The sequence below is a fragment of the Parazoarcus sp. PS-13 R2A genome, assembly GCF_057621855.1.
Genome location: NZ_JBYEXN010000021.1, coordinates 57,022 through 82,499, shown reverse-complemented (window position 1 = coordinate 82,499; position 25,478 = coordinate 57,022). Strand labels below are relative to the sequence as shown.

Sequence of the window (25,478 nt, the reverse complement as noted above, 5' to 3'; positions counted from 1 at the left end):
CGATACGGGCAACAGGATTATCGTATGCCGTTGCGTGCCCACGATGCGTGCATTGTTTGCACCAAAACACGGGATCGACGAATATTTCGTGCATCAAATCGCAATAAGATGCACAAGCCATGATCGACCTCGACAAATACGACCTGCAACTGCTGTCCGAATTGCAAACCGACGGCCAGGCATCCAATGCGGTGCTCGCCGAACGCATCCATCTGTCACCCTCACAGGTCAGTCGTCGGGTGCAACGACTGGAGCAGTCCGGATTCATCGAGCGCTACGTCGCGCTGCTGCGCCCGGCCGCAGTCGGTCTCGGGGTGACCGCGTTCGTCAATGTTTCGCTGGAACGTCATGGCGAGGTCCACACCGATGCCTTCACCGACGCAATTCGCGACATGGAAGAAGTGCTCGAATGCTTCGCCATCAGTGGCGAGGCAGACTACCTGCTGCGGGTCATGACCCCGAGCCTGCCCGCACTGTCGGATTTCATGCTGCACCGCCTGATGCGGATCGGCGGGGTGCGCAGCGTCAAATCGAATATCGCGCTGACCGAACTCAAGCGCAGCACGAGACTGCCGCTTGATCACCTCGGCAATGCGCCGAAGGCAAAAGCCACCTGAAAACAGCACAGGAAAAAATTGCAGCCGGCCATCGAAAACTGCGCCTCGACAGCCGGCTGCAACACCATGACCTGCTTGCTCAGAGCGCCATGATCACCGACTTGGATTCGGTGTACATGTCGAGCACTGCACGCCCCATCTCGCGCCCGATGCCGGACTGCTTGTAACCGCCGAAGGGCATCGCGTTGTCCAGGATGTTGTGGCAGTTCACCCATACCGTGCCAGCCTTGATTCTGGGGATCAGGCGATGCACGCGTGACAGGTCGTTGGACCAGATGCTGGCGGCAAGGCCGTAAGGCGTATCGTTGGCGCGACGCGCAACTTCGTCCAGGTCGTCATACGGCATCGCCACCACCACCGGGCCAAAGATCTCCTCGCGCACCACCTTCATGTCGTCGCGCGTATCGACCAGCACCGTGGGTTTGACGAAGTAGCCCTCGCCGCCACCGGCTGCACCACCGACGGCAGCCCGCGCGCCTTCGGCATAGCCGCTCTGAATGTAGCCGAGCACGCGCTGCTGCTGAATGGCCGAGACAAGCGGTCCGACCTGGGTCGAGGGGTCGATACCTGGGCCAAGCTTCATGGCCGACGCGATGCCCGACAGCCCTTCGACCACCTCGTCAAAACGGCTCTTGTGGATGAACAGGCGCGAACCCGCTGTACACACCTGGCCCTGATTGAAGAAGATGGCCTGCGCAGCACCCGCGGCCGCTTTCGTCGGATCGGCGTCATCGAGCACGATCACCGGGCTCTTGCCGCCAAGCTCGAGCGAAACCCGGGTCATGTTGTCGAGTGCCGCCTTGCCGACCAGCTTGCCAATCTCGGTCGAACCGGTAAAGGCGACCTTTTCGATGCCCTTGTGTCCGGCCAGCGCCGCACCGGCGGTATGGCCGTGGCCAGTCACCACGTTGAGCACACCGGGGGGATAGCCCGCCTCGAGCGCCAGTTCCGCAAAACGCAGCGCGGTCAGCGGCGTTTCCTCGGCCGGCTTGAGCACCATGGTGCAGCCGCAGGTCAGCGCCGGCGCCACCTTCCACGCCGCCATCAACAATGGAAAATTCCACGGGATGATCGCACCGACCACGCCGACAGCCTCGCGTCGGGTAAAGCCGAACAGCTCGCGCTCGCGCATCAGCGGCACCGAAAGATCCATGGTCGAACCCTCGATCTTGGTCGCCCACCCGGCCATGTAGCGCAGGAAGTCGATCGCAAGAGCCACATCGACGTGACGCGCCATAACCACCGGCTTGCCGTTGTCGAGCGCCTCGATCTCGGCGAGTTCCTGCGCGTTGGCCTCGACCAGATCGGCAAACTTCAGCAGCAGGCGCTCACGGTCAACCGGACGCATCCTCGACCACTCGCCAGACTCGAAGGCCTGACGGGCAGCTGCCACCGCGCGGTCGATATCCGCTGCCGCACCGGCCGGCACCGCCGTAAAGGGCTGGCCGCTGGCGGGGTCAATCACCTCGAGCGTTTCACCACTTTCGGCATCGAGCCATTCGGCGCCAATCAGCATGCGCTTCGGTCGCGCCAGAAACTGGCGGGTGGCCTCACTGATGAACTGCCCTTGATATCGTTCCATTCACATGTCTCCTGGTGTTGTTTTTGATGGTGCTGCGGTTAAACGGGTACGACTCAGTCGTCCTCGGGTCCTGTGCGAATCAGGCCACCACGCGCCGCAGCGGTCGCACGGGCCTGCTCGATCGCCGGCAGCCCGAGATCGAGCTGCCGCGCCAGTCTGTTCAGCAGCCGGCGCTCCATGCCCGCAAGCACGCCGTCGGCATACGCCACCTCCCACAGCAGGGTCAGAATTTCCTGGCGCTCGGCCGGGTTGAAGCCTGTCCGCACGGCCTCGCCAAACTCCCAGTCGTCGAGAACCTCGGCGAAACGTTCGTCGGCGACCCTGACCAGTTGCGCGGCCGTATCGCCACGCAGGTGAAAGTGATCGCGCAGCAGGCGGATCACCGCGGCATGCTCGTCCGCACTCGCCTTGTGGTCGACGTACATGGCTTCGAGCAGCAGCGCCGCAACCGCGATGTGACGCCGCTCGAAGGGGCCGGCCTCGGTCGCCTCTGCTTCGAGATCCCCGCGCAGCAGGGCAATCAATCGATTCAACATCTGCACCTCTCCTTGTCAGTTCCCGCTGCCAACGCGCTCTACACCGAGTTGCCCGGCCACAATCAGGCCGCCGTCTGCCGCGAGCGCCACCGCAGCGAGGTTCTGACGATCGGCACGAATTTCGGTCTCGAAACGTTCGCGCCCGCGCAGCACCAGCCCACCTGAACCCACCACGATCAGGCCGCCACTGGCATCGACGACCGCAGCGCTCAGCGACTGCCCGCTGTCGTGCTCGAACACCTGAAAGCTGTCGCCGCCATTGGCGCTGACCAGCACCCTGCCGCTCATGCCGAGCAGCACGATCTCGCCGTTCGCCCCCTCCAGCCCGTTCCACAGCGAACCCGAGACGCCGGTCGTGAGCGGATGCCAGGAGCCGCCACCGTCGGCAGAGCGAAACGCGAGGCCGAACTCGGCCGTCGCAAAGAGCACGCCTTTCCTGGTGGCGAAGATATGGTTGAGGTGCATGTCGGTGTCGCGACCGCTGCCGACCACCATCGGCGACCAGTTGCGACCGCCATCGACCGTGCGCCAGGCGCTGCCATACGCCCCGACCGCGAAGCCTTTGTCTGCAGAGACGAAATGCACCGACAACAGTACCGGCTTGTCTGCAAGCTGCTGTTGCAGGGTCCACTTGACGCCGCCATCGGTGGTGGTCAGCACCACGCCGCCATGCCCCACCGCCCAGCCGCGCTCGGCATCGACGAAATGCAGCGCAGTGAGCAGCGTGCTCACCGGCACCTCGGCCTGCTGCCAGGTCTGGCCGTTGTCGGTGGAACGCACCACGGTGCCATACGCACCGGTTGCCACCAGCGCATCGCCGGCCCGCACCAGGCCGGTCAGCGCGACCTTTGCTGCCAGCCGGGCCTTCATGGCCGGCACGGGGGCTGGATCTGCGGCCTGCACGCCTGCGCCGGGCGCCGCGATCACCAGCAGCGCGCAGATCAGACGCATCAATGGAAAACACTTCTTCATCGTGAATCTCCTCAATGCGCCATCAGTGGGGCGCGCACCGGCCCCCGGCGCGGAATCAGCATGTCGATCGTGACCGCGAGCGCTGGCAGCAGCGTAATGGCCATGATCATGTTCATCATGAACATGAAGGTCAGCAGCATGCCCATGTCGGCCTGGAACTTGAGCGCGGAGAAAGACCAGGTGGCGACCCCGATCGACAGCGTCACAGCGGTGAATACGGTGGCGACGCCGATCTCGCGCAAGGCCTGCTTGAAGGCGGTGACGATGTCTTCGCCATGGGCCATGTGCATCTGCAGCCGGTTATAGATGTAGAAGGCGTAATCGACGCCGATCCCCACCGCCAGCACCATCACCGGCAAGGTCGCCACGGTCAGGCCGATGTCGAGCTCCTTCATGAACCAGTAGCCGAGGAAGGTGGCCAGGGTGAGCGGTACGCAACAGGCGATCATGGCCCGCCAATCGCGATACACCAGGAACACCAGCACCAGGATCGTCGCGTATACGTAGAGCATCATCGGCAACTCGGAATGCTCGACGATCTCGTTGGTTGCCGCCTGCACCCCTGCGTTGCCGCTGGCGAGCCTGACGGTGACGCCGTCGAAGGGCTGGGTGTCGCGGAAGTGCTTTACGGCGGCGACCACGCCTTCGATAGTCGATGCCTTGTGGTCCGAAAGGTAGAGATTCACCGGCAGCACGGTGCAGTCGGCATTGAACAGCCGCAGCCCCTCAGGCACCTGCCGCACCGCTTCGCCCATCGTCAGCTCGTCCAGTGGCAGCGCCGCCCACTTCGGATTGCCTTCGTTTACCCCCGAGGCCGCAAGCTTGGCCAGCGTCGGCAGCGACTGCGCCGAGAGCACGCCGGGCACATTGGCCAGCTGCCAGGTCAGGCGGTCCACATGGCTCATGACGTCGTGGCGGTAACAGCCGTCAGCCGGTGTCTCCACCACCACCGTCAGCAGATCGAGGCCCAGGCTGTAGTGATCGACGACGGCTTCCACGTCCTGGTTGTAGCGCGAATCGTCATGCAGCTCGGGCGCACCTGGCAGCACATGCCCTACGTGACGGCCCTGACTCTGCCACACCGCCACGCCCATCAGCAGTGCGCACACGAGGGTGCCGATGGCGGCATTGCGCGGGCTGGCGATATGCACGCCGAGCGAGGCCATCATGCGGTTGCGCAGGTGTTCGACCTTGCCGGCGCGAAGCACGAAGGCATCGTCGAAGCGGAAATAGCTTGCCAGCACTGGCAGCATGATCAGGTTGGTGACGATCTTGTACGCCACCCCGACCGAGGCCGTGATCGCCAGCTCGCGGATCATCGGGATCGGCACCAGCACCAGGGTGGCGAAGCCGACGAAGGCCGTGATCAATGCCAGCGTGCCCGGCACCAGCAAGCCGGTAAAACTGCGGCTGGCCGCGGTATAGCCGTCGGCGCCGTTGATCACCTCCTTGGCGATGTAGTTCACCTGCTGGATGCCGTGAGACACACCAATGGCGAACACCAGGAAGGGCACGAGAATGGCCAGCGGGTCGAGCCCGAAGCCCAGCAGCGTGATTGTGCCGAACTGCCACACCACGGACACCAGTGAGCACGAAAGCGGCAGGAAGGTGAGCAGCCACGAGCGCGTATACCAGTAGACGGCGGCGGTGGTGAGGAGGAAGGCGAGCGCAAAAAACTCGATCACACTGGTCGCGCCTTCGGAGATGTCGCCCATCTGCTTGGCGAATCCGATGATGCGGATACGGATATCGTCATCCGAGAAGGCGGCGCGCAACTCCTTTTCCAGACGTTGGCTGAACTCGAAATAGTCGAGGCGTTCGCCGGTCTGGGGGTCGGGGTCGGCCAGTTCGGCCACCACCATCGCCGATGACGAATCATTCGCCACCAGACTGCCGACAAAGCCGCCGATGATGGTGCGCTCGCGGATCGCGGAGATATTCTCGGGCGTCAGCGCCTTCACCGTGACATCGCCGCCGATCACGTCTTCGGCCTTCATCCCTTCTTCGGTGATCTGTACCGCCCGGGTGTTCGGCGTCCACAGCGAACTCACCGTGCGCCGATCAACCCCTTTCATGAAGAACAGGGCCTGGGTAACGTCGTACAGTCTGGTCAGCGCCTTCTCGTTCCAGATGTCACCGCTCTTCGCCTCAACCGTGACGATGATGCGGTTGGCCCCGAACAGCACCTCTCGGTACTGGTTGAAGGTCTGAATGTATTCGTGGTCCTGCGGCAGCTGCTTGTCGAAGCCGGCGCTCATGTGAAGCCGCGCGGCGAAGGTCGCCATCACTGCGGTAAACACCAGCAGCGCAAGCAGGATCGGCAAACGGAACCTGAAGCAGAAACGCTGCAGGGCCAGGACTGATTTCTCGATCATGTTGGGGAGTCCATTGGTCCGGGGCCGGACCGGATACAACCGGCCCCGGCACTGCGCATCAGAACGAGTAGGAAATGCTCGCGGAAATGAAGTCGCGATCACGCATCAGGTTATTGGCACCGCCTCCATGGAAGTTCACCCACTGGATGGCCCCCTTCCACGCATCGCGGTAGTTCGCGAACAAGGAAAGCGTGAGCGCCTTGCGCCCCTCGACAAAGGGAATCGCGTTCGGGCTGGTGCCCGAGACGTCGTGATACCAGTCGATCTGCGGCGTCAGCGTCACCCCGCTGCCAAAGGCGTTGGGGTAGTTCAGGCCCATCTCGAACACGTAGCCCCACGACGTCTTGTCCGGCAGCGAGTAGTCAGGCAGGAAGTAAGGCGTGCGTCCGCTGCGGTCGAGGCCCGGGTAATGGGTGACGGCCGCTTCGGTGAGAATGAAGCCATCGCTGGCGCCGACGGCCTTGGCCAGACCACCCAGGGGGTCGTTGTGCGAGAAGGTGTAGAAGCCGGTCAGGTGGAACTGATACTTCTCTTCTTCCACAAAGCCCGGATGGCTGCCCACGTCGTACACGCTGTTCTTGTCGTAGCTGCCGCCGAAGATCGAGCCGAAGGGTACGGTCGGGTCGATACCGACGCTGTCGCGCGGACGGTAGGACAGCTCCGCGCCCACCGCCACGTTCAGCAGCTTGGTGTTGGCCGAGATCGCGTAGAGATCCTTGTCCTCGCCGTAGGCGACGTAATAGCCGGTCACCGCGCCACTGCGATTGCCGGTGAAACCGAGGAAGGGCAGCTTGTCGTGGTAGCGCTGATAGGTGAAGGCAAACTCGGTATCAATCTCTTCCGCGTTGTAGCGGAAGTTCACCCCGTACTGGCCGCTGTCACGCGGCTTCTCGGTGCCGACATAGGGGACTGCCGTGCCGTTGGCGAGCATCTGCGCGTCGGTCAGGCCGGAACTGTCTCCACAGGGCCCCGGAATACCAAAATCGTTACAGATCGACGTCGGCAGGTAGGCGACGCGCCGCCCCTTGCCCAGCACGTCGGCCGCAGAGAAGAAGGTACCGGAGGGGTCAAACTTGAAGCTGTTCCAGCCGAACTGGTAGTAGGCCTCCATGCCCAAGGACTCGGTGATACCGAAGGAGCCCGACAGCATCGGCGCCGGGATGAAGATCTCCTTCAACTGCGTGCCCGGCACATGGAATTTCTGCAGGTCGATCGCGTTGATCTGGTTTACACCACCGAGGATGAAGATGTCCTCTCCCCACGAGATCACCTGGTTGCCGAGCTTGACCTTGCCGTACTGGTCGCCGATGGAGAAGCTCTTCGCCACCCAGGCGTCCAGCAGGGTCACGTCACCGGACGCTTCGCTGGCGACGTCTGTACGGCGGGTGTCATCGGCCTTGAAGTCCTTGAACCAGGTGAAGCGCGCCAGCGCGCTCCAGCCGCCGGGGTACTTCAGGGCGAGATCGTGCGTGCCCTTCAGCGCCGCAGAGAACACATCGCCCTTCTTGTAGTTCAGGTTGCCATCATCGAAGTTGGTGAAGTTGAAGTCGGCATTGGCGTAGCCGGTGCCATTTGCTAGGTTGTAGACGCTCGAGAGATCGTTGTTGGTGCCGTTGTTGCACCCCCCGCTGTCGTTGCCCAGCGTGGAGCAGCCGGCAGACGAAGTGCGGGCGCTCACACCGAAGGACACCGTACTGTCAAAAGCGCCCGACAGGCCTTCCTCCGAGCCGAAACGAAAGGCATGACTGCTTGGTGCCCACAATGTCGCTGCCACCGCGAGCGCAAGGGTTGAGGGAGCGAGGGCGAACGCCGCCCGACGATGTGAAATCGTCTGTGTCTTCATGGAAGTCTCCTTGAGTCTGGGGTCGGGTCAGCGCTCGCCGCGGCGACGCATCTGGTCGGGGCTGAAGGTGGCCTGGTTGATACGCCCCTCCTTCGCCGCGGTCAGGTCGATGACTTCGCCTTCGGCCGTCCAGTTGTCCACCACGTAGCGTCGGGCGACGAGGTCATACATCTGGGTTTCATAGGTGATGCAGGCACCGACATCGGGCGCCGCCCACAGGCTGCCCTCCTGTACCCGCCACAGATTGCCCTTGGCGTCGTACATGTCGACCTGCAGCAGTGCCCAGGAGTCCTCATCGAAGTGGAACACGCGCTTGGCAAAGGAATGGCGCTTGTCGGCTTTCACCGTGGCCTCGACCACCCATACGCGGTGCGGCTCGTAGCGCATGAAGTCACGATTGACGTAGTCCGGGCCGACCATGTCCTTGAACTTGTTCTTCTTGTCGATCAGCTTGTAGGAGTTGTACGGAACGAACATCTCCTTCTTGCCGACGAGCTTGTAGTCGTAGCGGTCGAGCGCACCGGTGAAGACGTTGATCTGGTCCACGAAATACAGGTTGTCGAAACCCGCAATCGGGTTGTCGTAGGCGAAGGTTGGCGAGCGGCGCACGCGACGCTGACCGGGGAAGTAGATCCAGGCGTCCTGCGGCTTGTCGAGGTAGGCATGAATCAGATAGCCCTCACCCGCACGCGATGCGGGGGACAGGACCTCGTACAGCAGCATCGACTCGACCCCTTCGACATCGGCCGGACCGGTGACCGCCGGGTCGTTGAACGGATAGAGTTCAAAAGCCCACTGTTTGTTTTCCGTGTAACCGCCATCCTTGTCCGGCAACAGGGCCGAGATCTGCGCCCTGCGCCCCGTGCCGGTATAGCGCAGCTTGTAGTTCCACATCGCCTCGGCCCCGGTCTTGGGGATGGCAAACGGGATGCCGCCGCCGAGCACCTGCTCAAGCTGCCAGCCATCGGCACCAAGTTTCGCCGCACTCGCGTTCTTCTTCGTCTGCTGGGCGACCACATCCGGCACCGGACAGCTGCGCCGGCTCGGGTAGACGTCCATCCGATAGCCCTTGTAAGCCTTGATCAGCGCGAGCTGGCCGGGCGAGAGCTTGTCCGCATGTTTGTCCGCGTTCGAGGCATCGATGGAGAACAACGGCTTGTCATCCTTGTACGGATCAACACTGCCCGCCTTCCAGCCCGCCGGTACCTGCGTCATGCCGCCGGTCCAGGCCGGGATGCTGCCATCGGCGTTCTTGCCCGCCTCGGCACCGATCGGGGTCAGCGTCTTGCCCAGACTGGCCACTTCGGCTTCGGTTGGGGCCGCATGGCTCAGGCCACTGCCCAGCAAACCTGCAATCAACAGCGCCATCACTGCAGGGCGCATCGGATTTCTTGTCGTTTTGTCCATGTTGCTCGGTCCTTACAAGGTAAAAAGAAGAATCGATCTGCACCGGCCCCTACTCGATGCGAACACCACGCGCCGCCAGCTTGCTGACGATGGCTCGCCGGGTGGCGCTGACATCACTCAGCGGCTGACTGCGCAAACGGGTCACTTCGGCTTCGGTGTATGGCGCCAGATCGGCAGGCAGCGTTTCTGCGGAAAATGCCTGCAGCATCCAGTTCAGCATGCGGGCGATATCGGCATTGTTTAATGCCGAGTTCGAAGTGCCGGGCACCTTCACCAGAAAGTCGCGCCCCTCCGGAATGCTGGCAAAGTGCCCGATCTGCCCGCGCATGGTCGGAACACCGCCCGACTTCGCGCCACTGCCGTCGGCCTGATGGCAACCCGCACAATTCAGGATGTACTGGTAGCGCGCCTTGCCCGCTTCGGACGCGTGCGCGGCGCCTGCTGTCAGGGAAGCGCCCAGCAGTGCGGCCCAAACCAGTATGCCTGTCCGACCCGCCGCAAGCAGCCTGTTCATGTCCGCCCTCAGCTCTTGACGTCTGCCAGGCCGACCACCGTGGCCATCGTGCAGTGGAACATCGTCGAGTCGTTGGCCATGCACCAGTTGATGTCGTTATGCAGGCCCATGCGGTAGCCCGGCATCTCGCGTTCGTTGGTGTTGCAGAAGCAACGCCCGCAGGAGGTCTTGCCGCAGCAATCGTTGTAGCTGATGAGGTAGTCCTTGCCGTCCTCAGGGTTGTGACAGGTGCCGATCCAGGACACCTTCGATGCCTCGGTACCGGGTGGGCAGCTCGACGCGGTGCCACCGCAGCAGTTGCACAGGTAGCCGTCCTGTGCGCAGTAGCGCCAGTATTCGCAGTCCTGGTCGGTCGGCAACTTGCCCGCCGCCTTCTTGGACGCGGTGGCGCCTGCCGCCTGGGCCGTGCGATCGAAAGGCAGCACCGGCAGCACGAAGGCCGAACCGACAAGCAGCTTGCCGATGCCGATCAATGCGCTGCGCCGGGAGGCGCTTTGCGCAACCTTGCGCGTCTTGCGTTCGAAGAATTCATCCAGCCATTTCATTTGCGTTCTCCTTGTCTCTTCGGAATCAGGCCTTGCCCGGCTGATCGAGGTAGGCCTGTACCGAGGCCACACCCATTTCCTTGGCGGTGAAAAGGCTTTCGAGTTGCTCGCGGGAGTTGACCAGCCCCTTGGCGGCGATCCGGCCCTGCTCATTGATCAGCACCGCATACGGGAGCTTTGCCACTCGATAGGCAATGCCAAGCTCGCGCGAGAGCGCATAGGGGAAGTCCTGCAGCCCGGCCTTGTCGTAGAAGGCGAGGTGTTCCGGCTGTTCGCCGTCCGAGGTCAGCACCACCCGCATCCAGCTGCGCTCGGTCTGATTTGCCGAGCGCAGGATCGGCAGCAGCTTCTTGCACACCGGGCAGGTCGGCGACAGGAAGAACAGCAGCGTGCTCTTGTCACCGGGCAGGCCGAGCGAGATGCGATCGCGGCTATTGGTGAGGTGCGGGAGATCGAACACCGGTGCGGCCTCACCCACCTGCGGGCCGGTATCGAGCATCAGCGCGCCCATCGGCGCAACACGCTCGTAGAGCACGCCGATCTGCCGCGCCAGGGCAAACAGTCCGACCAGTGCGGCAAGCACCGCAATCCACAACAGGACGTTCGAAATCATCAGGGCTTCATTCATGATCCGCTCCTCATTTGGGCGAGATGGGGTTGGTTTGCGAGCAGCTGGTTGGCCGCCGCGTAAAGAGTGAGCAGCATCAGGGTGCCGCCGGCAACGGAGAGGTAGTCGATCCACACCAGGCCGCGATCGGTGCCGAGTTGCGCGCCGACCACAAGCAGGCCCAGAAGCACCGCATTGCGCGCCACGAGCAGCCAGGACAGGCGCGTGTGGCCTTCGGCACCGCCGCAACCACAGTCGATCTCGGTGTGACCGCGGGCAACGTTGATTGCAACGCCGGCCGTTGCGCTGCCGAGCACGAGGACGCCGAGTACAAGACCCAGCGGACGTGACGCATCGAACAGCAGCGCGACGCCGGCCATCGCTTCAAGCACGGGAAAGAGACGGGCGAACAGCGGCACGAGCGATTCGGGCAGCAGCCGGTACAGCTCGACCGAAGCCTCGAACACCACCAGGTCGCGCAGCTTCTGCCACGCCCCCACGATCAGGATGACCGCCAGTGCGGCGCCACAGGCACGCGCCAGCACCGGGTCGATGGCAAGGGCGTCCATCAGTGCAGCTCCATCATGGTCGGCGTCACGCCGACGCCTTCCATGCGGCCGACCAGCTTCAGCGCAGCGCTGGCATCGTAGGCCGCCATTGCACCGGTGACACCGTCATAGGCAAAGAGCCTGGGCTTGTCGCCTTTGCTCACCGCCAGTGCGATCGCGTTGCTGCCCGGCGCCCGTGTCACACGCTTCTGCGTTTTCAGATCGAAACCCCAGATCTCCTTGGCCGGGAACTTGTGACTGCCCACCTTGGCACCGTCATGCATGCCGACAAAAATGCGCCCGCTGGCGTTGTGCTGTGCCAGCAACTGGTAGCCGCCAGGGCGCCAGCCCGCCTTGCGTTCGGCAGCCGTGAGCAGCGACCACTTGGGGTCGAAAGTGGCGACCGCAGCGCCAAGGTGTGCCGTGTAGAGATCACCGCCGTAGGACACGAAGCGGTAGGTGTCGCCGTCCTGCTCACCGTGGATGAAGATGGGGTCGACGTCGGGGTCGAAGAACTTGGCGCTGCGCTGCTGATCGACGGCCTGGCCCTTGTCGTCGAGCGTTACGGTAAGCATGGTGCCGTCGCCACAGATGGTGGAGAAGCGGTTGGAAACCGACTCGGCAGGCAGCAGTATCCAGCAGCCGGGCAGATCGATCTGCGACACCACGCTGCGCGCCTTGAGATCGACCACCGTCACGGAGATCGCCGGCGTGGCATTGAGCACATACAGCCAGCGCCCATCGGCGGAGGTGCGGATGGTGCCCTTGTAATGCAGGGATTGCGCATGAATGGGCGGAATCACGATCTCGCCGGTCTTCACCAGCGTCTGCGCATCGTGGATGTCCACCGTATCGGTGCGCTCGCCCGAGGACAGCCGCGAATAGTAGGTGGTGGCGACATACACCTCGCTGCGATCGGGCGACAGCACGGCCTGCCCGGCGTAGCCGGCAGCGATCACGCCGAGATACTTCATGTTCTTGCCGTCGAGCACATGCAGGCGTCCATCGACGATGTGGCTGATCGCAATATCGGACAGGAAAATGCGGTAGGGATCGGGTGGCGCAAGCTTCTCCACCGAGGGAATTTCGACGGCCAGCTCGGCGTTTGCGGATGCACCCGACAGGGCAATCAGCAATGCGGCCGCGCAGGTCTTCAGGGCGCGATATCGAACCACGACTGAGCTCCTTGCAACCCGGCAAACCTGGTCTCGCGAACGGACCCTGGTGATCGCCGGCGTTTCTCGTATTGCCCGACCGGTCTCTGCAACCAGGCGGACCCGCTTCTCATCACCGTCAAATTTGATCCAGATCAAGATGACGGGATGAGTGGATTCTGGGACGAGACAGGAACAGGCCGGTAACCGAAATCGGCAAGGCCCGATTCGACTGATGATGAGGGCGCGACGCCTCCAAAGTGATACCGCAGCGCACCATCATGGCGCATTCCGGGATAACGTCGGCTAGGAACAGAAAGTGGTTTTCAAGCGCGAAAATTCGGTTTAGTCTTAAAACACATTGCTTTATATAACGATAAATATTCCTGATTCACAAGGAAGAGAGACTGACCATGGAGCATCCTGCACTCGCCGTCTGCACAGACGGCGAGCTCATCGTGGGCGAGCCGTCCCCCCGCAGCTCACGTCACACCGGCTGGCGCCCTTGCAACAGGGCCCTGCCCACCTTGACCGCATTGCGGCAAGGCCCTCACCGCACGCCGCCATCCAGCCTTCGCCTTAACCGTCAGCACTGCAGACGGTTGGCCGACGCCTTGTCAATGGCATGGCACGAATGGTGCTTTAAATGTCAATCATTTCTCCCGTGCGGAGTACCGAACTCGTGATGCCCCCCGCCTCCACTGGTGCAGAAGCCGTCAGTGCGCAGCGCCGCACAACGCACGATGCCGACGATCACGCGTCCTGCCTCAGGAACTGGACACAGCAGTACGACCAGCTCACTGCAGGGGCTTTTTCAGGGCATTTCGAAGAGTACTGTTTCGAGAGCCTGCAGATTTTCCGCGAGCGGACCAATCAGTCCGTGCATGAAATTGGTCAGAGCTGGGAGGGATCACGCACCTTCGGCGTGCCGGTGGAGATCGACGGCAATGGCTGGTATTGCGGCGAAATACTCGAAATCAATTCGTTCGTGACGCTCAAGGGCGGCGAAGAGATGGATTTCCGTACGCCAAAATTGCAGGAGATTCTCGGGGTAACGGCCGATGCCAAGGCGCTGAACAACTACGCGCTGCAGGTCGAGCATCGCGACCTCGAAGCGGAACTCGACGGCAAGCGGGTTTTGCCAACTTCGCCGGAGCAGGCCGCTGCACTGCGGGATTTCCTCGGAACCGTTATTTCGAGCCTGCGTGCCACACCCGAGATGCTCAAGCATGCGGCAATGCGCAAAGCACTCGAACAGGCCGTCTACGGGAGCCTGCTATCCACCATCAAACCTGCGCTCGAGAATCGCTCCACCCCTTCATGTCGCGGCCGGCAACTCGTTGTTGAGCGCACCCGCGAGTACATGCAGGCGCACATCGAGGAACCCTTCACCATCGCCGACCTGTGTGCCGAACTGCGGGTTTCCCGGCGCACCCTGCAATACAGCTTTCAGGACGTGCTCAACCTCAACCCGGTCAGTTTCCTGCGGGCGCTGCGTCTGAATGGCGTGCGCAGAGCGCTCAAGGCGGCTACTGCGGAGTCGACCTCGGTCGCAGACGTGGCTGCAAAATGGGGATTCTGGCACCTGTCCCACTTCGCCTCGGACTACAAGGCGATGTTTGGCGAACTACCGTCGGAAACGCTGCGAAACACGACGCTCCGGCTCGGCTGACGCAAAAATCACGGGTGCTTATGCACCATCCGGATTCGCGCAACGCAGCATGAGCACCAGCCGCGTGCATGACCGACACCGCTTGGCAATGGCCGCCACACGAAACCCGCACAGACCTTCAGCGAGTAGCCCAAATCGGCAATCGGCAGGGGCGAATCACTTGCCGATATCCGTCCCAAGACCTGCGGAGGTCAGCGCGCGCAGTCCGATTACGTCCGGAAAGGCACCGAGAAGTTCAGCCAGCACGGCCGGATCCGGCCTTGGAATCGCTTCGAAAGCCGGACGTGCGTACAGATAGCCCTGGTGCAGCGTGATACCGAGATCAAGCAGGCAGCGCGCCTCTTCGAGCGTTTCCACGCCCTCGGCGATCAGGGTACATGGCAGCTCGCGCGCAAGTGACGCCATGTGGGCAACGATGATCCGGCGCACGCGATCCTTGTCGATATTGCGGATCAGGTCCATGTCGAGCTTGAGCACATCGGGCTGCAGGCGGATAAGCAGGTTGAGGCCCGCGTAGCCGGCACCGAAGTCATCCACTGCCGTGCCCATGCCCATCGCGCGGTACTCGTCGACGATGCGCCGCAGATGGCCATCAGCACGCACCTCCTCGACCTCGGTAATCTCGAACTGCAGACGCTCGAGCGGAAAACCGACCCGCGCAGCGGCCTCGACCGTCGCGCGGATGCAGGCCTTCGGCTCATACACCGCATTGGGCAGAAAGTTGATGCTCAGACGCCCGGGCATGCCGAGGCTGTGGGCAAGCTCGATTGCGCGGATGCGGCACTGCTGATCGAAGGCGTAGCGATTTTCGTCGGTCACCTTGGACAGAACCGAAAATGCCCCCTCCCCATTGACGCCTCGAACAAGCGCTTCCCAGCCCCAGACATCTGCGGCGGCAAAGTCGTAGATCGGCTGAAATGCCATCGAGAATGAGAAGTCGAGCGCTGCGATATCACGGCAGCGATTGCACCCAGGAGCAGGGCCACTGTTCATGCTTGTCATCCATAGGTTTGTCAGCGTCAAGAATAGCAGGATCGGATGATGACGCTTGTGTAGTTGTCCCTGAACCAGCCGCAACACAGACGTCGTGATCGACCTCGCCTCTGCGTCCGGTCTGTCGCCACTGCTCCCGATTGCGCCCCATGGTGGTTCATCCATCGTCACACAGTCCCCAAGTCGGGGCGCAAGCACGTCAAGAAAACGCCTCGCAACGGTCTCAGCCGCATGAATCAGCGCAGAAACGGGGTGTTCGGGACCTGGCACGGCTCCTGCTAAGACTGGCCTAACTGGTCTGACCAGTCAGGCCATCACCCTCAGAGACCCCGATGCCAAGCATTGCCAACCTCGCAGCCCAGGCGCTTCAGCGCCGCATCATCGACCGGGAGTTCCCCAACGGCAGCGCCCTGCCCTCGCAGCGCGAGCTCGCCGAACAGCTGTCGATCAGCCGTGCATCGCTGCGCGAAGCGATCTCCACGCTCGAAGCGCTGGGGCTGGTGCGCACACAACCGGGAAAAGGCGTGTTCGTCACCGCCGGCAGTCGCCCCGATCCTGCGCACCCGCCGCGAGGTATCGCAAACATGACGCCCCAGGCCCTGATCGAATTCCGTGCCGTGCTCGAACCGGCCTGGGCCAGCCTCGCCGCACGCCATATCGACGCCGAAGGGCTGGCGCAGCTCGAGGCGATACAAACCGGCATGGAACATGCACTCAAAGCCTGCGACCTGGTAATGGCCGCCGACTGGGACCTGCAGTTTCACCTGCTGCTTGCCGAGCTGTGCGGCAACCCTGGCCTGGCGAGCATTGCGAACCAGTTCAGCGAACAGATCGGCCACTCGCTGCGCCTGCCCTTTTCCGATCCTGCCGGGGTCTGGGAGCCGGCCGACGAACACCGCCGCATCATCGCTGCAATCTCGGCGGGCGATACAGCCGCGGCCGGGGCAGCAATGCGCGCACACCTTAACGCCGCCGCACGTCGCGTCGGCATCGATTCACCCGAGTTCTAACCCTTTCCTCTCATCAACCCCAAGGAGTTTTCACATGAAGTCCAGCCGCCGCCCCTTCCTTCGCAGCCTGTGTGGCCTCGTTGCCGGTGTTGCCGTTGCCAGCGTGATCGGCACCACTGATGCGCAGGCCGATGTACTCGCAGGCATTCAGCAAGCCGGCACCCTGCGCGTCGCCGTACCGCAGGATTTCCCGCCCTTCGGCAGCGTGGGTACGGACCTCCAGCCCCGTGGCTACGATATCGACATGGCCAAGCTGATCGGCAAGGAACTCGGCGTCAAGGTCGAGCTGATTCCGGTCACCAGCACCAACCGCATCCCCTATCTGACCACCGGCAAAGCCGATCTGGTGATCTCCAGCCTGGGCAAGAACCCCGACCGTGAGAAAGTGATCGACTTCAGCGACGCCTACGCCCCCTTCTTCAATGGCGTGTTCGGCCCGGAAGACGTCAAGCTGACCAAGGCTGAAGAGCTGGCCGGCAAGACGATCGGCGTGACCCGCGGCTCGGTGGAAGACCTCGAGCTGACCAAGATTGCACCGACCTCGCTGACGATCAAGCGCTTCGAGGATAACAACTCGACCATCTCGGCCTACCTCACCGGCCAGGTGCAGTTCATCGCCACCGGCAACGTGGTGGCCGCAGCGGTCAATGACATGACCAAGCTGCGCCGCCTCAGCGCCAAGTTCCTGATCAAGAACTCGCCGTGCTACGTCGGCGTTGCCAAGGGTGAAACCGCGCTGACGGCCAAGGTGAACGCGATCATCGCCAAGGCCAAGCAGGATGGCGCACTTAACGAGATCTCCCAGCGCTGGCTCAACGCTGCGCTGCCCAAGGATCTGTAAGCAGCTTCCGGTGCACCGGGGCGGAGTGATTCCCGCCCCGGAAGTCCTTCTGATACGTTGCTTCGGGAACTCGCGATGGCATACCAATTCGATTTCACTCCGGTGTTCGAAAACGCCGGGCTGCTGGCAACAGGCGCCGGTTTTACCCTCGCCCTGACCGCTGTCGGGGCCGTTCTTGGCATTGGTCTCGGCGTTGTTGGCGCAGTCTGTCGTGCCTGGAAACTCGCACCCTTCGACCGACTCTTCGGCCTCTACGTCGAAGTGATCCGCAACACGCCGTTTCTGGTCCAGCTGTTCTTCATTTTCTTCGGCCTGCCAGCGCTCGGCATCAAGATGACCGAGTGGCAGGCCGCTGTGCTCGCCATGGTGATCAACCTCGGCGCCTATTCCACCGAGATCATCCGTGCCGGCATCCAGGCCACCCCCCGCGGCCAGATCGAAGCGGCAGAATCGCTGGCGATGACGCGCACCCAGACCTTCAAGCATGTGGTGTTGCGCCCGGCCCTGGCCAAGGTCTGGCCGGCGCTGACGAGCCAGGTGATCATCGTCATGCTCGGCTCGGCCGTGTGTTCGCAGATCGCCACCGAAGAGCTGACCTTCGCTGCCAACTTCATCCAGTCGCGCAGCTTCCGCGCATTCGAAACCTATTTCGTGACCACGGCCATCTACTTCGTCATGGCCTTGCTGATCCGTCAGTTGCTGATACAGCTCGGACAGCGCTTCGTCGTCGGGAGGGCGCGCTGATGTTCGTACAGTTCTCCACCTGGGACATTGTCCGCAACCTGCTCGAAGGCGGGAAATGGACCCTTGGCCTGTCACTGATCGCTTTCGTCCTCGGCGGTGGCGTCGGCCTCGTGGTCCTGTTTGCCCGCATCGCCCACAACCGCCTGCTGCAATCCATCGCCAAGGCGTATATCGAAGTCTTTCAGGGCACGCCGCTGCTGATGCAGCTCTTCATCGTGTTCTTCGGCCTGTCACTCGCCGGGGTCGATGTGTCGCCCTGGTTTGCGGCAGCCGCCGGACTCACCCTGTTTACCAGCGCCTACCTTGCGGAGATCTGGCGCGGTTGCGTGGAGTCGGTGCCCAAGGGGCAGTGGGAGGCCTCGACCAGCCTGGCCCTGTCCTACCCGCAGCAGATGCGCTACATCGTGCTGCCGCAGGCGCTGCGCATCGCCATCGCGCCGACGGTGGGTTTCTCGGTTCAGGTCGTGAAGGGAACCGCAGTCACCTCCATCATCGGCTTCACCGAGCTGACCAAGACCGGCTCGATGCTCGCCAACGCCACCTTCCAGCCCTTCCTCGTGTTCGGTCTGGTCGCGGTGGGCTACTTCATCCTCTGTTATCCGCTCTCGCTGTACGCAAAAAGCCTGGAGAAGAAATTCCATGTCGCTCGTTAAGATCACCGGCCTGCACAAACACTTCGGCAGCAACCATGTCCTCAAGGGCATCGACCTGGAAGTCGCGCAGGGTGACGTCATCGCCCTGATCGGTCGCAGCGGCTCGGGCAAGAGCACCCTGCTGCGCACCATCAACGGGCTGGAGACCATCGACAAGGGCGAGCTGATGGTAGACGGCACCGCGCTCCACGACGGCAAGGGCGACTTGCGCGCGCTGCGGCAGAAGGTCGGCATGGTCTTCCAGCAGTTCAACCTCTTCCCGCATCTGACCGCCGGTCAGAACGTCATGCTTGCACCCACCGTAGTCAAGGGCATGGCAAAGAAGGAAGTGGAGGACATCGCGCGGGAAATGATGCTCAAGGTCGGGCTCTCGGACAAGTTCGACAGTTTCCCGGATCAGCTCTCGGGTGGTCAGCAGCAGCGCGTGGCGATTGCCCGCGCGCTGGCGATGCAGCCCAAGGTGCTGCTGTGCGACGAGATCACCTCGGCACTCGACCCGGAACTGGTCAGCGAAGTGCTCGCTGTGGTGCGCCAGCTCGCCACCGAAGGCATGACACTGATCATGGTCACCCACGAGATGCGCTTTGCCCGCGATGTCGGCAACAAGCTGATCTTCATGCACCACGGCCGCATCCACGAAAGCGGCGACCCGAAGGCCATCTTCGCCGCGCCGCAGACACCCGAACTGGCAAACTTCGTGGGATCGGTGCTGACCGTCTGACCCGCACGTGCTGCGCCCCGGCACGGGTCTGATCCCTGCACGCGGGGCGCCGCCGCAGCACGGCCGCGCGGCGACATTCCGCACGGCTGACCGTCATGAGCTCGCGTTACAATGCGCGCATGGAGAACTTCATGACTATTGAATGGTGGCACTGGACGGTAGGCGGCATTGCCCTCGTCCTGCTCGAACTGGCCATCCCGGCCTTCTTTGTGATCTGGTTCGGCTTCGGCGCGCTGCTGCTGAGCCTGCTCATGCTCGTCGCGCCCTCCATGCCGATGACGGCCCAGATCCTGCTGTGGCTGGCGGCGTCCATTGCGATGATGATCCTGTGGTTCAGGGTATTCAAACGCAACGCACACAAGACGCTGGTTGGCACCGCAGACGGCGACGTGATCGGCGAGGCCGGCCTGCTCGTCAATGCCGTCGCCCCCTACCAGCGCGGCAAGGTGCGCTTCCAGCGGCCGATACTCGGCGCCGAGGAATGGGCGTGCACGGCAGAAAGCGATATTGCTGCGGGCGAGCGCGTCAGGATCGTCAGCGTCGAGGGCAGCTTCGTCAAGGTGGCGAAGGCCTGATCACCGGCGGACGCGTGCGTCGCACCCGCGACACCCCCGACGCGCCCGCACCCGGACATACAACACACGGAGAAAGCATTCATGACATCGGGTCTGGCAATTGCGCTGGCACTACTGGTTTTTGTCGTCATCACCATCGCCAAGGGCGTCCGTCTCGTGCCGCAGGGCGAAGAATGGGTCGTCGAGCGTCTGGGCAAGTACTACGGCACCCTGCGCCCCGGCCTCAACATCCTCATTCCCTACCTCGACAACGTCGCCTACAAGCTGATTACCAAGGATCTCATCCTCGACGTTCAGGAGCAGGAGGTCATCACCCGCGACAACGCGGTGATCCGTACGAACGCCATCGCCTTCGTGAAGATCACCGACCCGGTGAAGGCGGTGTATGGCGTCACGGATTTCTCCGAGGCCATCCGCAACCTGATCATGACCACGCTGCGCTCGATTGTCGGCGAGATGGAACTCGACGAGGCGCTGTCCTCGCGCGACAAGATCAAGACCCGCCTGCGCGAAAGCATCGCCGACGAAGCGGTCGACTGGGGCCTGACGGTGAAGTCGGTCGAGATCCAGGACATCAACCCGTCCGATTCGATGCAGCGCGCCATGGAAATGCAGGCTGCGGCAGAACGCGAACGAAAGGCTGCGGTGACGAAGGCCGAGGGCGCCAAGCAAGCGGCGATTCTCGAGGCTGAAGCCCGTCTTGAAGCCGCGAAGCGCGATGCCAGCGCCCAGGTGATGCTGGCCGAAGCGTCAGCCGAGTCGATCCGTCGCGTAAGCAACTCGATCGGCGACCAGACCACGCCAATGCTGTACCTGCTTGGCGAGAAGTACATTGCGGCCATGGAAAGCCTCAGCGAATCGAGTAATGCGAAGGTCGTCGTACTCCCGGCGGACCTGCAGGAAACCCTGCGCGGACTCGTCGGCAAGGTTGGCATGCGCAGCTGATTTCAGGCCCGCACCGTGGCTGGCGTCAATTTCCAGCGGGAAAGAACGCCGGCCACAGGAACCTCTGCGGGCACAATGCGCTCTGCCTTCCTGTATTCAAAACGGACATGACAATGCTTCGCACGCTGAAAGACCTCTTCAACAGCTTCGCACCGGCCAGCGAGGGCGCGGTCGGCGGTCACGACGAACATACGCTGCAACTGGCCACCGCCGTGCTGCTGGTGGAAGTCATGCGCAGCGATGCCGAGGTGGATGAAACTGAACGCGCCGCAATTCTTTCCGCACTCGGCAAGCGCTTCGGGCTGGGCGGCGACGAGCGCGCACGCCTGCTCGAACTCGCCGAAACCGCGTCGAGCGAGGCGGTGGATTTTCACCGCTTCACCTCACGCATCAACAACGGCTTCGACGCCGGGGAAAAGGCCCGCGTGATCGAACTGATGTGGGAGATCGCCTACGCCGACGGCCATCTCAGCAATCACGAGAACCACCTGATGCGCAAGATCGCCGATCTGCTGCACGTTTCGCATGCCGACTACATCAGCGGCAAGCAACGTGCGCGCGAGACCACACGCGCCTCCTGACCCACGGCCTCTGCCCCACGACCTCTGACCCAGGGTCTCTGACGCAAGGCACCTGACGCAAGACACCCAACGCAAGCCCGTTCAGACCTTGAAGCGCACCACCTTCTGTTCGAGTTCGGTCGCCAGCGTGCGCAGTGACGCCGCAGTGTTTGCCGTATCGCTCACTGCGGCACTGTTTTCCTCGGCCCGCTGGGCGATGCGCTCCACATTGCGGGCAATTTCGGCACTCGCACTGCTTTGTTCGCGCAGCGCAAACGAGATGTCGCTCACTGCGCGCAGGACCTCACGCGCCCCATCGTTGATCTGAGCCATCGACTGACCCGCGCGGGTCGTCAGTTCAGCCCCGTCACGCACGCGGGCCACGCCGGCCTGCATCGAATCGACCGCGTTTTCCGTGCCCTGACCGATCGACGAAGCCATCTCGGTAATCTCTTCGGTCGCCGCCGCGGTGCGCTCGGCCAGCTTGCGCACTTCGTCTGCAACCACCGCAAAGCCGCGCCCGCTCTCGCCCGCGCGCGCCGCCTCGATTGCGGCGTTGAGCGCAAGCAGGTTGGTCTGATCCGCGATCTGCTTGATGACGACGACCATGGAACCGATCTGCCGTGCTTTCTCACCCAGCTCGCCGATGACCGCGGCCGATGAATGCACGGCCTCGGCAATCCGCTCCATCTCGCTCACGGTCTGCCGCATGACCTCGCCGCCCTCGGTGGAGAGCTGATCGGAGCTCTCCGCAAGGCCTTGCGCAGTCGCCGCGTGGCGCGAGATCTCGTCGATCCCGACGGTCATCTCCTCGATTGCCGCCGCCATGCCGGTGGCCGCCTCGCTCTGCGACGAAGAGCCGGCCGCCACATTCCTGGCCGCATCCGACATCTCGGAGGATGCACGCACGAGCCGCTCCCCGCCACGCTGAATCTCGCCGATCAGGCTCCCGACATCCTTTGCAATCGCATTGAATGCGTCGGCCACCTCAAGCAGTTCGTCCCGGGCACTGAAGGACACGCGCGTGCGGTAATCACCACCTGAAAGCTGCTTCGCGCCCAGACTGAGCTCGCGCACCGAGCGCAGAATCGAAAAATAGATCCCGAAAAGGAGGTAACCGGCAAGGAGCAGCGCAACCGCTGCGATCGCAGCCTCGAAATAGAGCTTGTTCCACAGCCGGTCGAGGCGCTCGAGCAGCAGGCGCTCGGCCTCAGGGCGCAGGGACTCCCGGTAGTGCTTGAGCACGACATCGATCGCGCCGGTTCCGATGTTGAAGAATTCTGCCGGTGCCACCCCGAAGCCCTGCTCCAGCACCTCGGCCTGCGCGGCATCGCGGAAACGTCCGACACCGGTCTCGACCTGTTCGAGCGCAGCGCCAAGCGATCCCTTCAGCGAGGTGTTGTCGCGTATCGCACGGCCGAGGCGGTCGCGCAACTGAGCCTCGGTCATCGCAAGTTCGGCCAGTTGCGCCACAACATGACGTTCGTCACCCGGCATCAGCACGCCACGGGCAATGATCCCGGTCGCCCGTCCGCGCAGGCGTCCAAGGCGTTCGGTGAGATCGGGTACCGAGTGCAGCATCGGATCGATCAGGTTGTAGGTGGCGCCTTCCGGGTCGAGGGACAGATTGGACGCATCGCCGATGTCACCGATCCAGCCGAGCATGCCCTCGATGGCCTGCGAATGGGCGCGAAAGTTGTCGGAGGCCGGCAACTGCAGGCCGTCCGCGAGCAGTGCCTGCAGGTCCTTGCGAATTGCTCGCCACCGCGCCTGCAGGACATCCCATTCGGGCATGCGCCCGAGCTCCGCATCGACCGCGGCCATCGCGTCCTGCACGCCAAGGGCCTTCTCCTCCAGTTGCGGTCTCAGCGCTTCGCTCCCGCCGAGCACGCCGGCCGACAGGCCGCGGTGCTGCTGACTCAGCACGAGTACCGAATAGGCTTTGTCGAGCACACCGAGACCGGAGACTTCACGCTCGGTAAAGGAGATGTTCTGACGCAGGCCAACGTACACCTGCGACAGCAGTACCGCTGTCCCCAGCGCACAGACGAAGGCGATGATCGCGAACTTCCAGGGATAGCGAAATCGATCAAGCAGCCCCATCACGGGACGAAACAGTATATCCACGGCGTGCTCTCCTGCAGTCGGCGCACCATGTCGCAATATGCGCATGGCGGCAGTGTGCTCAGAATAGCAGCCCGGAATGGGGCGTCATCTGCGGATCTGAAGGGTAAGTCTGGCCGTTTTCCTGACTTAGAGGCCACGCGCTGCAGCAATTGAAAAGTAGCGAACCGTGTCAAGAACCGCTGTGAGATCAAGCGCTTCCACCTGCAGACGGCGCTGGAGCAGGCGCCGCCCGGTCACGAAGCCAGACACCTGGGCGAGGAAGGCATGTGCGAGCAACATGGTCGCCTCTGCATCCGGCGGCAGCCCCTTGAGTCGGGCAACACAATCGCAGACCAGCTGATGGACCGGAAGCAGCATCTGGTCGAATATCATGTCGAAGGCGGCCGAAGGCGCCAGCTGCTCGCGCACGAAGAACGCATAATGCAGCAGCCCTTGCTCGCTGCCGGCAACGATATCGACACAGGCGACGATGAAATCGGCGAGCAAGGCCCCGACATCCGCGTCAGGCGCATCAAGCCCCGCGCGTGCAGTCGCGATCGCCTGCCTGATCCTGTCGCCATTGGTGTCGCACAGATGCTGGGCAACCGCCAGATAGACGCCCTGCTTGCCACCGAAGTGATACGGAATCGCAGCCTGATTCACCCCGGCACGCGCTGCCAGCAAACGCGTGGTGACGGCCTCGTAGCCAACGCCGCCAAAGAGCTCGAGCCCGGCCGCAACCAGCCGCGCGCGGGTCGCTTCGCCGGGAACCTCCGGCAGGGCCCTGTCATTCGCGCTCATGATCCGTCCTCCCCATTCAGCCCTGTGTCACCGACTTGCGGAAGCGATGCTGGGCGGCCGCAAAGAACACGGCGCCAATCACGCCGATCGCCAGAAACTGCGGCCACACCGCCTCAAAGCCTGCTCCGCGGTAAAGCACCCCTTGCGCGAGCTTGATGAAATGCGGCGTCGGTGCGACCGTCATCACCTGCTGCACCAACTCGGGCATGCTCTCCTGCGGTGTCACCCCGCCCGACAGCAGTTGCAGGGGGATGATCACCAGGATGATCAGCAAACCGAACTGCGGCATTGAGCGTGCAAGCGTGCCGAGAAAGATGCCGATCGACGCGGTTGAAAAGAGATAGAGCGCCGCAGCCAGCAGGAACAGGGGAACCGAGCCCGCAATCGGCACCTCGAGCAGGCGATGCACCACCACGAGCAGCCCGACACTGGCGGCCAGCAGCACTACCAGCCCGTTGGCCCAGACCTTGGCCACCATGATCTCGAACGCACTCAGCGGCATCACCAGCAGGTGCTCCAGCGTGCCGTGCTCGCGCTCGCGGATGAAGGCGGCGCCCACCAGAATGATGGACAGCATGGTGATGTTGTTGATCACCTCCATCATGCCGCCAAACCACATGCCGTTCAGGTTGGGATTGAAGCGTACCCGCGGCAGCAGCTCGACCGGCGATGCCGCACTCACATCCGCGCCATGACCGACGAAATTGAGCACCTCGGCAGAAATGATGCTCTGGATGTAGCCCGAGCCGATGAAGGACTGCGACATGATGGTGGCGTCGATGTTGAGCTGTATCACCGGCTGCCGGCCAGCCACCAGATCGCGCTGAAAGTGTGCAGGAATCACGATCGCAAACGAATACTCGCCACGGTCGAGCCCCTCGTCCATCCTGCTCGAGTCGATCAGCTGCGGCACCCGGAAGTACGGTGGATAGAGTGCGTCGACAATCTGTGCCGACAGCTGCGAACCATCCTCATCGACGACCGCAACCGGCGCATTGTGAAGTTCGCGCGACATGCCGGTCGCCGCAACGTACAGACCGACGGTGAAAGCCCATACGATGACGATGAGCAGGATGCGGTCGGCCGCGAGGCTGCGCAGCTCCTTCACGCCCAGGCGACCGATGTTTGCCAGCCGGCCACGACGGATTTCAGCCATG

25 protein-coding genes are annotated in these 25,478 nt (G+C 62.9%); 10 read left to right on the top strand and 15 right to left on the bottom strand.

The features are described 5' to 3' along the window. Positions 1-119: 119 nt before the first annotated feature. Positions 120-617: an Lrp/AsnC family transcriptional regulator gene (locus AC22G6_RS17575; RefSeq protein WP_487367845.1), complete on the top strand. Its 498-nt coding sequence runs from the start codon at positions 120-122 to the stop codon at positions 615-617. Between the two features lie 79 nt (positions 618-696). Here the strand turns inward: AC22G6_RS17575 and AC22G6_RS17570 are convergent, their stop codons facing one another. Genes AC22G6_RS17570 through AC22G6_RS17520 form a run of 11 tightly spaced genes read right to left on the bottom strand, consistent with a single transcriptional unit; the run spans position 697 to position 12,721 of the window. Further along, positions 697-2,199: an aldehyde dehydrogenase family protein gene (locus AC22G6_RS17570; RefSeq protein ID WP_487367844.1), complete on the bottom strand. Its 1,503-nt coding sequence runs from the start codon at positions 2,197-2,199 to the stop codon at positions 697-699. A gap of 53 nt (positions 2,200-2,252) precedes the next feature. After that, positions 2,253-2,735, bottom strand: a complete 483-nt coding sequence (locus AC22G6_RS17565) for a tellurite resistance TerB family protein (RefSeq protein ID WP_487367843.1) — start codon at positions 2,733-2,735, stop codon at positions 2,253-2,255. 15 nt (positions 2,736-2,750) lie between these two features. Beyond that, positions 2,751-3,707 carry a WD40/YVTN/BNR-like repeat-containing protein gene (locus tag AC22G6_RS17560; protein WP_487367842.1) on the bottom strand — a complete coding sequence of 319 codons (957 nt, stop codon included), beginning with the start codon at positions 3,705-3,707 and terminating at the stop codon, positions 2,751-2,753. A gap of 11 nt (positions 3,708-3,718) precedes the next feature. Next, positions 3,719-6,082, bottom strand: coding sequence for an efflux RND transporter permease subunit (locus tag AC22G6_RS17555; protein WP_487367841.1), 2,364 nt, complete (start codon positions 6,080-6,082; stop codon positions 3,719-3,721). A 58-nt stretch (positions 6,083-6,140) separates the two neighbouring features. Then, positions 6,141-7,925 (bottom strand): DUF1302 domain-containing protein, encoded by a 1,785-nt coding sequence (locus AC22G6_RS17550; RefSeq protein ID WP_487367840.1) that lies wholly within the window; start codon positions 7,923-7,925, stop codon positions 6,141-6,143. A gap of 27 nt (positions 7,926-7,952) precedes the next feature. Next, positions 7,953-9,332, bottom strand: a complete 1,380-nt coding sequence (locus AC22G6_RS17545) for a DUF1329 domain-containing protein (protein ID WP_487367839.1) — start codon at positions 9,330-9,332, stop codon at positions 7,953-7,955. A 49-nt stretch (positions 9,333-9,381) separates the two neighbouring features. Next, positions 9,382-9,846, bottom strand: coding sequence for a c-type cytochrome (locus AC22G6_RS17540; RefSeq protein WP_487367838.1), 465 nt, complete (start codon positions 9,844-9,846; stop codon positions 9,382-9,384). 8 nt (positions 9,847-9,854) lie between these two features. Next, positions 9,855-10,391, bottom strand: a complete 537-nt coding sequence (locus tag AC22G6_RS17535; RefSeq protein WP_487367837.1) for a methylamine dehydrogenase light chain — start codon at positions 10,389-10,391, stop codon at positions 9,855-9,857. Positions 10,392-10,416: 25 nt separating this feature from the next. After that, positions 10,417-11,019, bottom strand: a complete 603-nt coding sequence (mauD, locus tag AC22G6_RS17530; RefSeq protein ID WP_108973578.1) for a methylamine dehydrogenase accessory protein MauD — start codon at positions 11,017-11,019, stop codon at positions 10,417-10,419. Continuing rightward, complete coding sequence (locus AC22G6_RS17525) at positions 11,016-11,567, bottom strand: MauE/DoxX family redox-associated membrane protein (RefSeq protein ID WP_199917014.1); 552 nt, start codon at positions 11,565-11,567, stop codon at positions 11,016-11,018. Before AC22G6_RS17525 ends, mauD begins: the two co-directional genes overlap by 4 nt. Continuing rightward, positions 11,567-12,721 carry an amine dehydrogenase large subunit gene (locus AC22G6_RS17520; RefSeq protein ID WP_487367836.1) on the bottom strand — a complete coding sequence of 385 codons (1,155 nt, stop codon included), beginning with the start codon at positions 12,719-12,721 and terminating at the stop codon, positions 11,567-11,569. Before AC22G6_RS17520 ends, AC22G6_RS17525 begins: the two co-directional genes overlap by 1 nt. Positions 12,722-13,346: 625 nt before the next feature. On the opposite strand from AC22G6_RS17520, the gene AC22G6_RS17515 reads away from it, so the two are divergent. Then, positions 13,347-14,372: a helix-turn-helix domain-containing protein gene (locus tag AC22G6_RS17515; RefSeq protein WP_487367835.1), complete on the top strand. Its 1,026-nt coding sequence runs from the start codon at positions 13,347-13,349 to the stop codon at positions 14,370-14,372. 156 nt (positions 14,373-14,528) lie between these two features. On the opposite strand, the gene AC22G6_RS17510 is transcribed toward AC22G6_RS17515, so the two are convergent. Continuing rightward, entirely contained in the window at positions 14,529-15,365 is an 837-nt protein-coding gene (locus AC22G6_RS17510; protein ID WP_487367834.1) for an EAL domain-containing protein, read from the bottom strand. Between the two features lie 332 nt (positions 15,366-15,697). Here AC22G6_RS17510 and AC22G6_RS17505 point away from each other — a divergent pair, with 332 nt between their 5' ends. From AC22G6_RS17505 to AC22G6_RS17470, 8 genes are all read left to right on the top strand, one after another. Further along, positions 15,698-16,375 carry a FadR/GntR family transcriptional regulator gene (locus AC22G6_RS17505; RefSeq protein ID WP_487367833.1) on the top strand — a complete coding sequence of 226 codons (678 nt, stop codon included), beginning with the start codon at positions 15,698-15,700 and terminating at the stop codon, positions 16,373-16,375. A gap of 34 nt (positions 16,376-16,409) precedes the next feature. Then, a complete protein-coding gene (locus tag AC22G6_RS17500; RefSeq protein ID WP_487367832.1) occupies positions 16,410-17,216 on the top strand; it encodes a transporter substrate-binding domain-containing protein in 807 nt (268 codons plus the stop codon). A 75-nt stretch (positions 17,217-17,291) separates the two neighbouring features. Further along, a complete protein-coding gene (locus AC22G6_RS17495; RefSeq protein ID WP_487367831.1) occupies positions 17,292-17,960 on the top strand; it encodes an amino acid ABC transporter permease in 669 nt (222 codons plus the stop codon). Next, on the top strand, positions 17,960-18,613 hold the full coding sequence (locus tag AC22G6_RS17490; protein WP_487367830.1) for an amino acid ABC transporter permease: 654 nt from the start codon (positions 17,960-17,962) through the stop codon (positions 18,611-18,613). Before AC22G6_RS17495 ends, AC22G6_RS17490 begins: the two co-directional genes overlap by 1 nt. After that, positions 18,600-19,334, top strand: a complete 735-nt coding sequence (locus AC22G6_RS17485; RefSeq protein WP_108947545.1) for an amino acid ABC transporter ATP-binding protein — start codon at positions 18,600-18,602, stop codon at positions 19,332-19,334. Before AC22G6_RS17490 ends, AC22G6_RS17485 begins: the two co-directional genes overlap by 14 nt. Before the next feature lie 131 nt (positions 19,335-19,465). Next, on the top strand, positions 19,466-19,909 hold the full coding sequence (locus tag AC22G6_RS17480) for an NfeD family protein (protein WP_487367829.1): 444 nt from the start codon (positions 19,466-19,468) through the stop codon (positions 19,907-19,909). 81 nt (positions 19,910-19,990) lie between these two features. Beyond that, on the top strand, positions 19,991-20,854 hold the full coding sequence (locus tag AC22G6_RS17475) for an SPFH domain-containing protein (protein WP_108947544.1): 864 nt from the start codon (positions 19,991-19,993) through the stop codon (positions 20,852-20,854). Positions 20,855-20,967: 113 nt separating this feature from the next. Then, positions 20,968-21,435: a tellurite resistance TerB family protein gene (locus tag AC22G6_RS17470; protein ID WP_487367828.1), complete on the top strand. Its 468-nt coding sequence runs from the start codon at positions 20,968-20,970 to the stop codon at positions 21,433-21,435. 81 nt (positions 21,436-21,516) lie between these two features. Here the strand turns inward: AC22G6_RS17470 and AC22G6_RS17465 are convergent, their stop codons facing one another. From AC22G6_RS17465 to AC22G6_RS17455, 3 genes are all read right to left on the bottom strand, one after another. After that, positions 21,517-23,541: a methyl-accepting chemotaxis protein gene (locus AC22G6_RS17465; RefSeq protein WP_487367827.1), complete on the bottom strand. Its 2,025-nt coding sequence runs from the start codon at positions 23,539-23,541 to the stop codon at positions 21,517-21,519. A gap of 126 nt (positions 23,542-23,667) precedes the next feature. Then, the gene (locus AC22G6_RS17460; RefSeq protein ID WP_487367826.1) at positions 23,668-24,321 is read right to left on the bottom strand and encodes a CerR family C-terminal domain-containing protein; all 654 of its coding nucleotides are present in this window, start codon (positions 24,319-24,321) and stop codon (positions 23,668-23,670) included. A gap of 16 nt (positions 24,322-24,337) precedes the next feature. Beyond that, positions 24,338-25,477 carry an ABC transporter permease gene (locus tag AC22G6_RS17455; RefSeq protein ID WP_487367825.1) on the bottom strand — a complete coding sequence of 380 codons (1,140 nt, stop codon included), beginning with the start codon at positions 25,475-25,477 and terminating at the stop codon, positions 24,338-24,340. Between the last annotated feature and the right edge of the window lies 1 nt (position 25,478).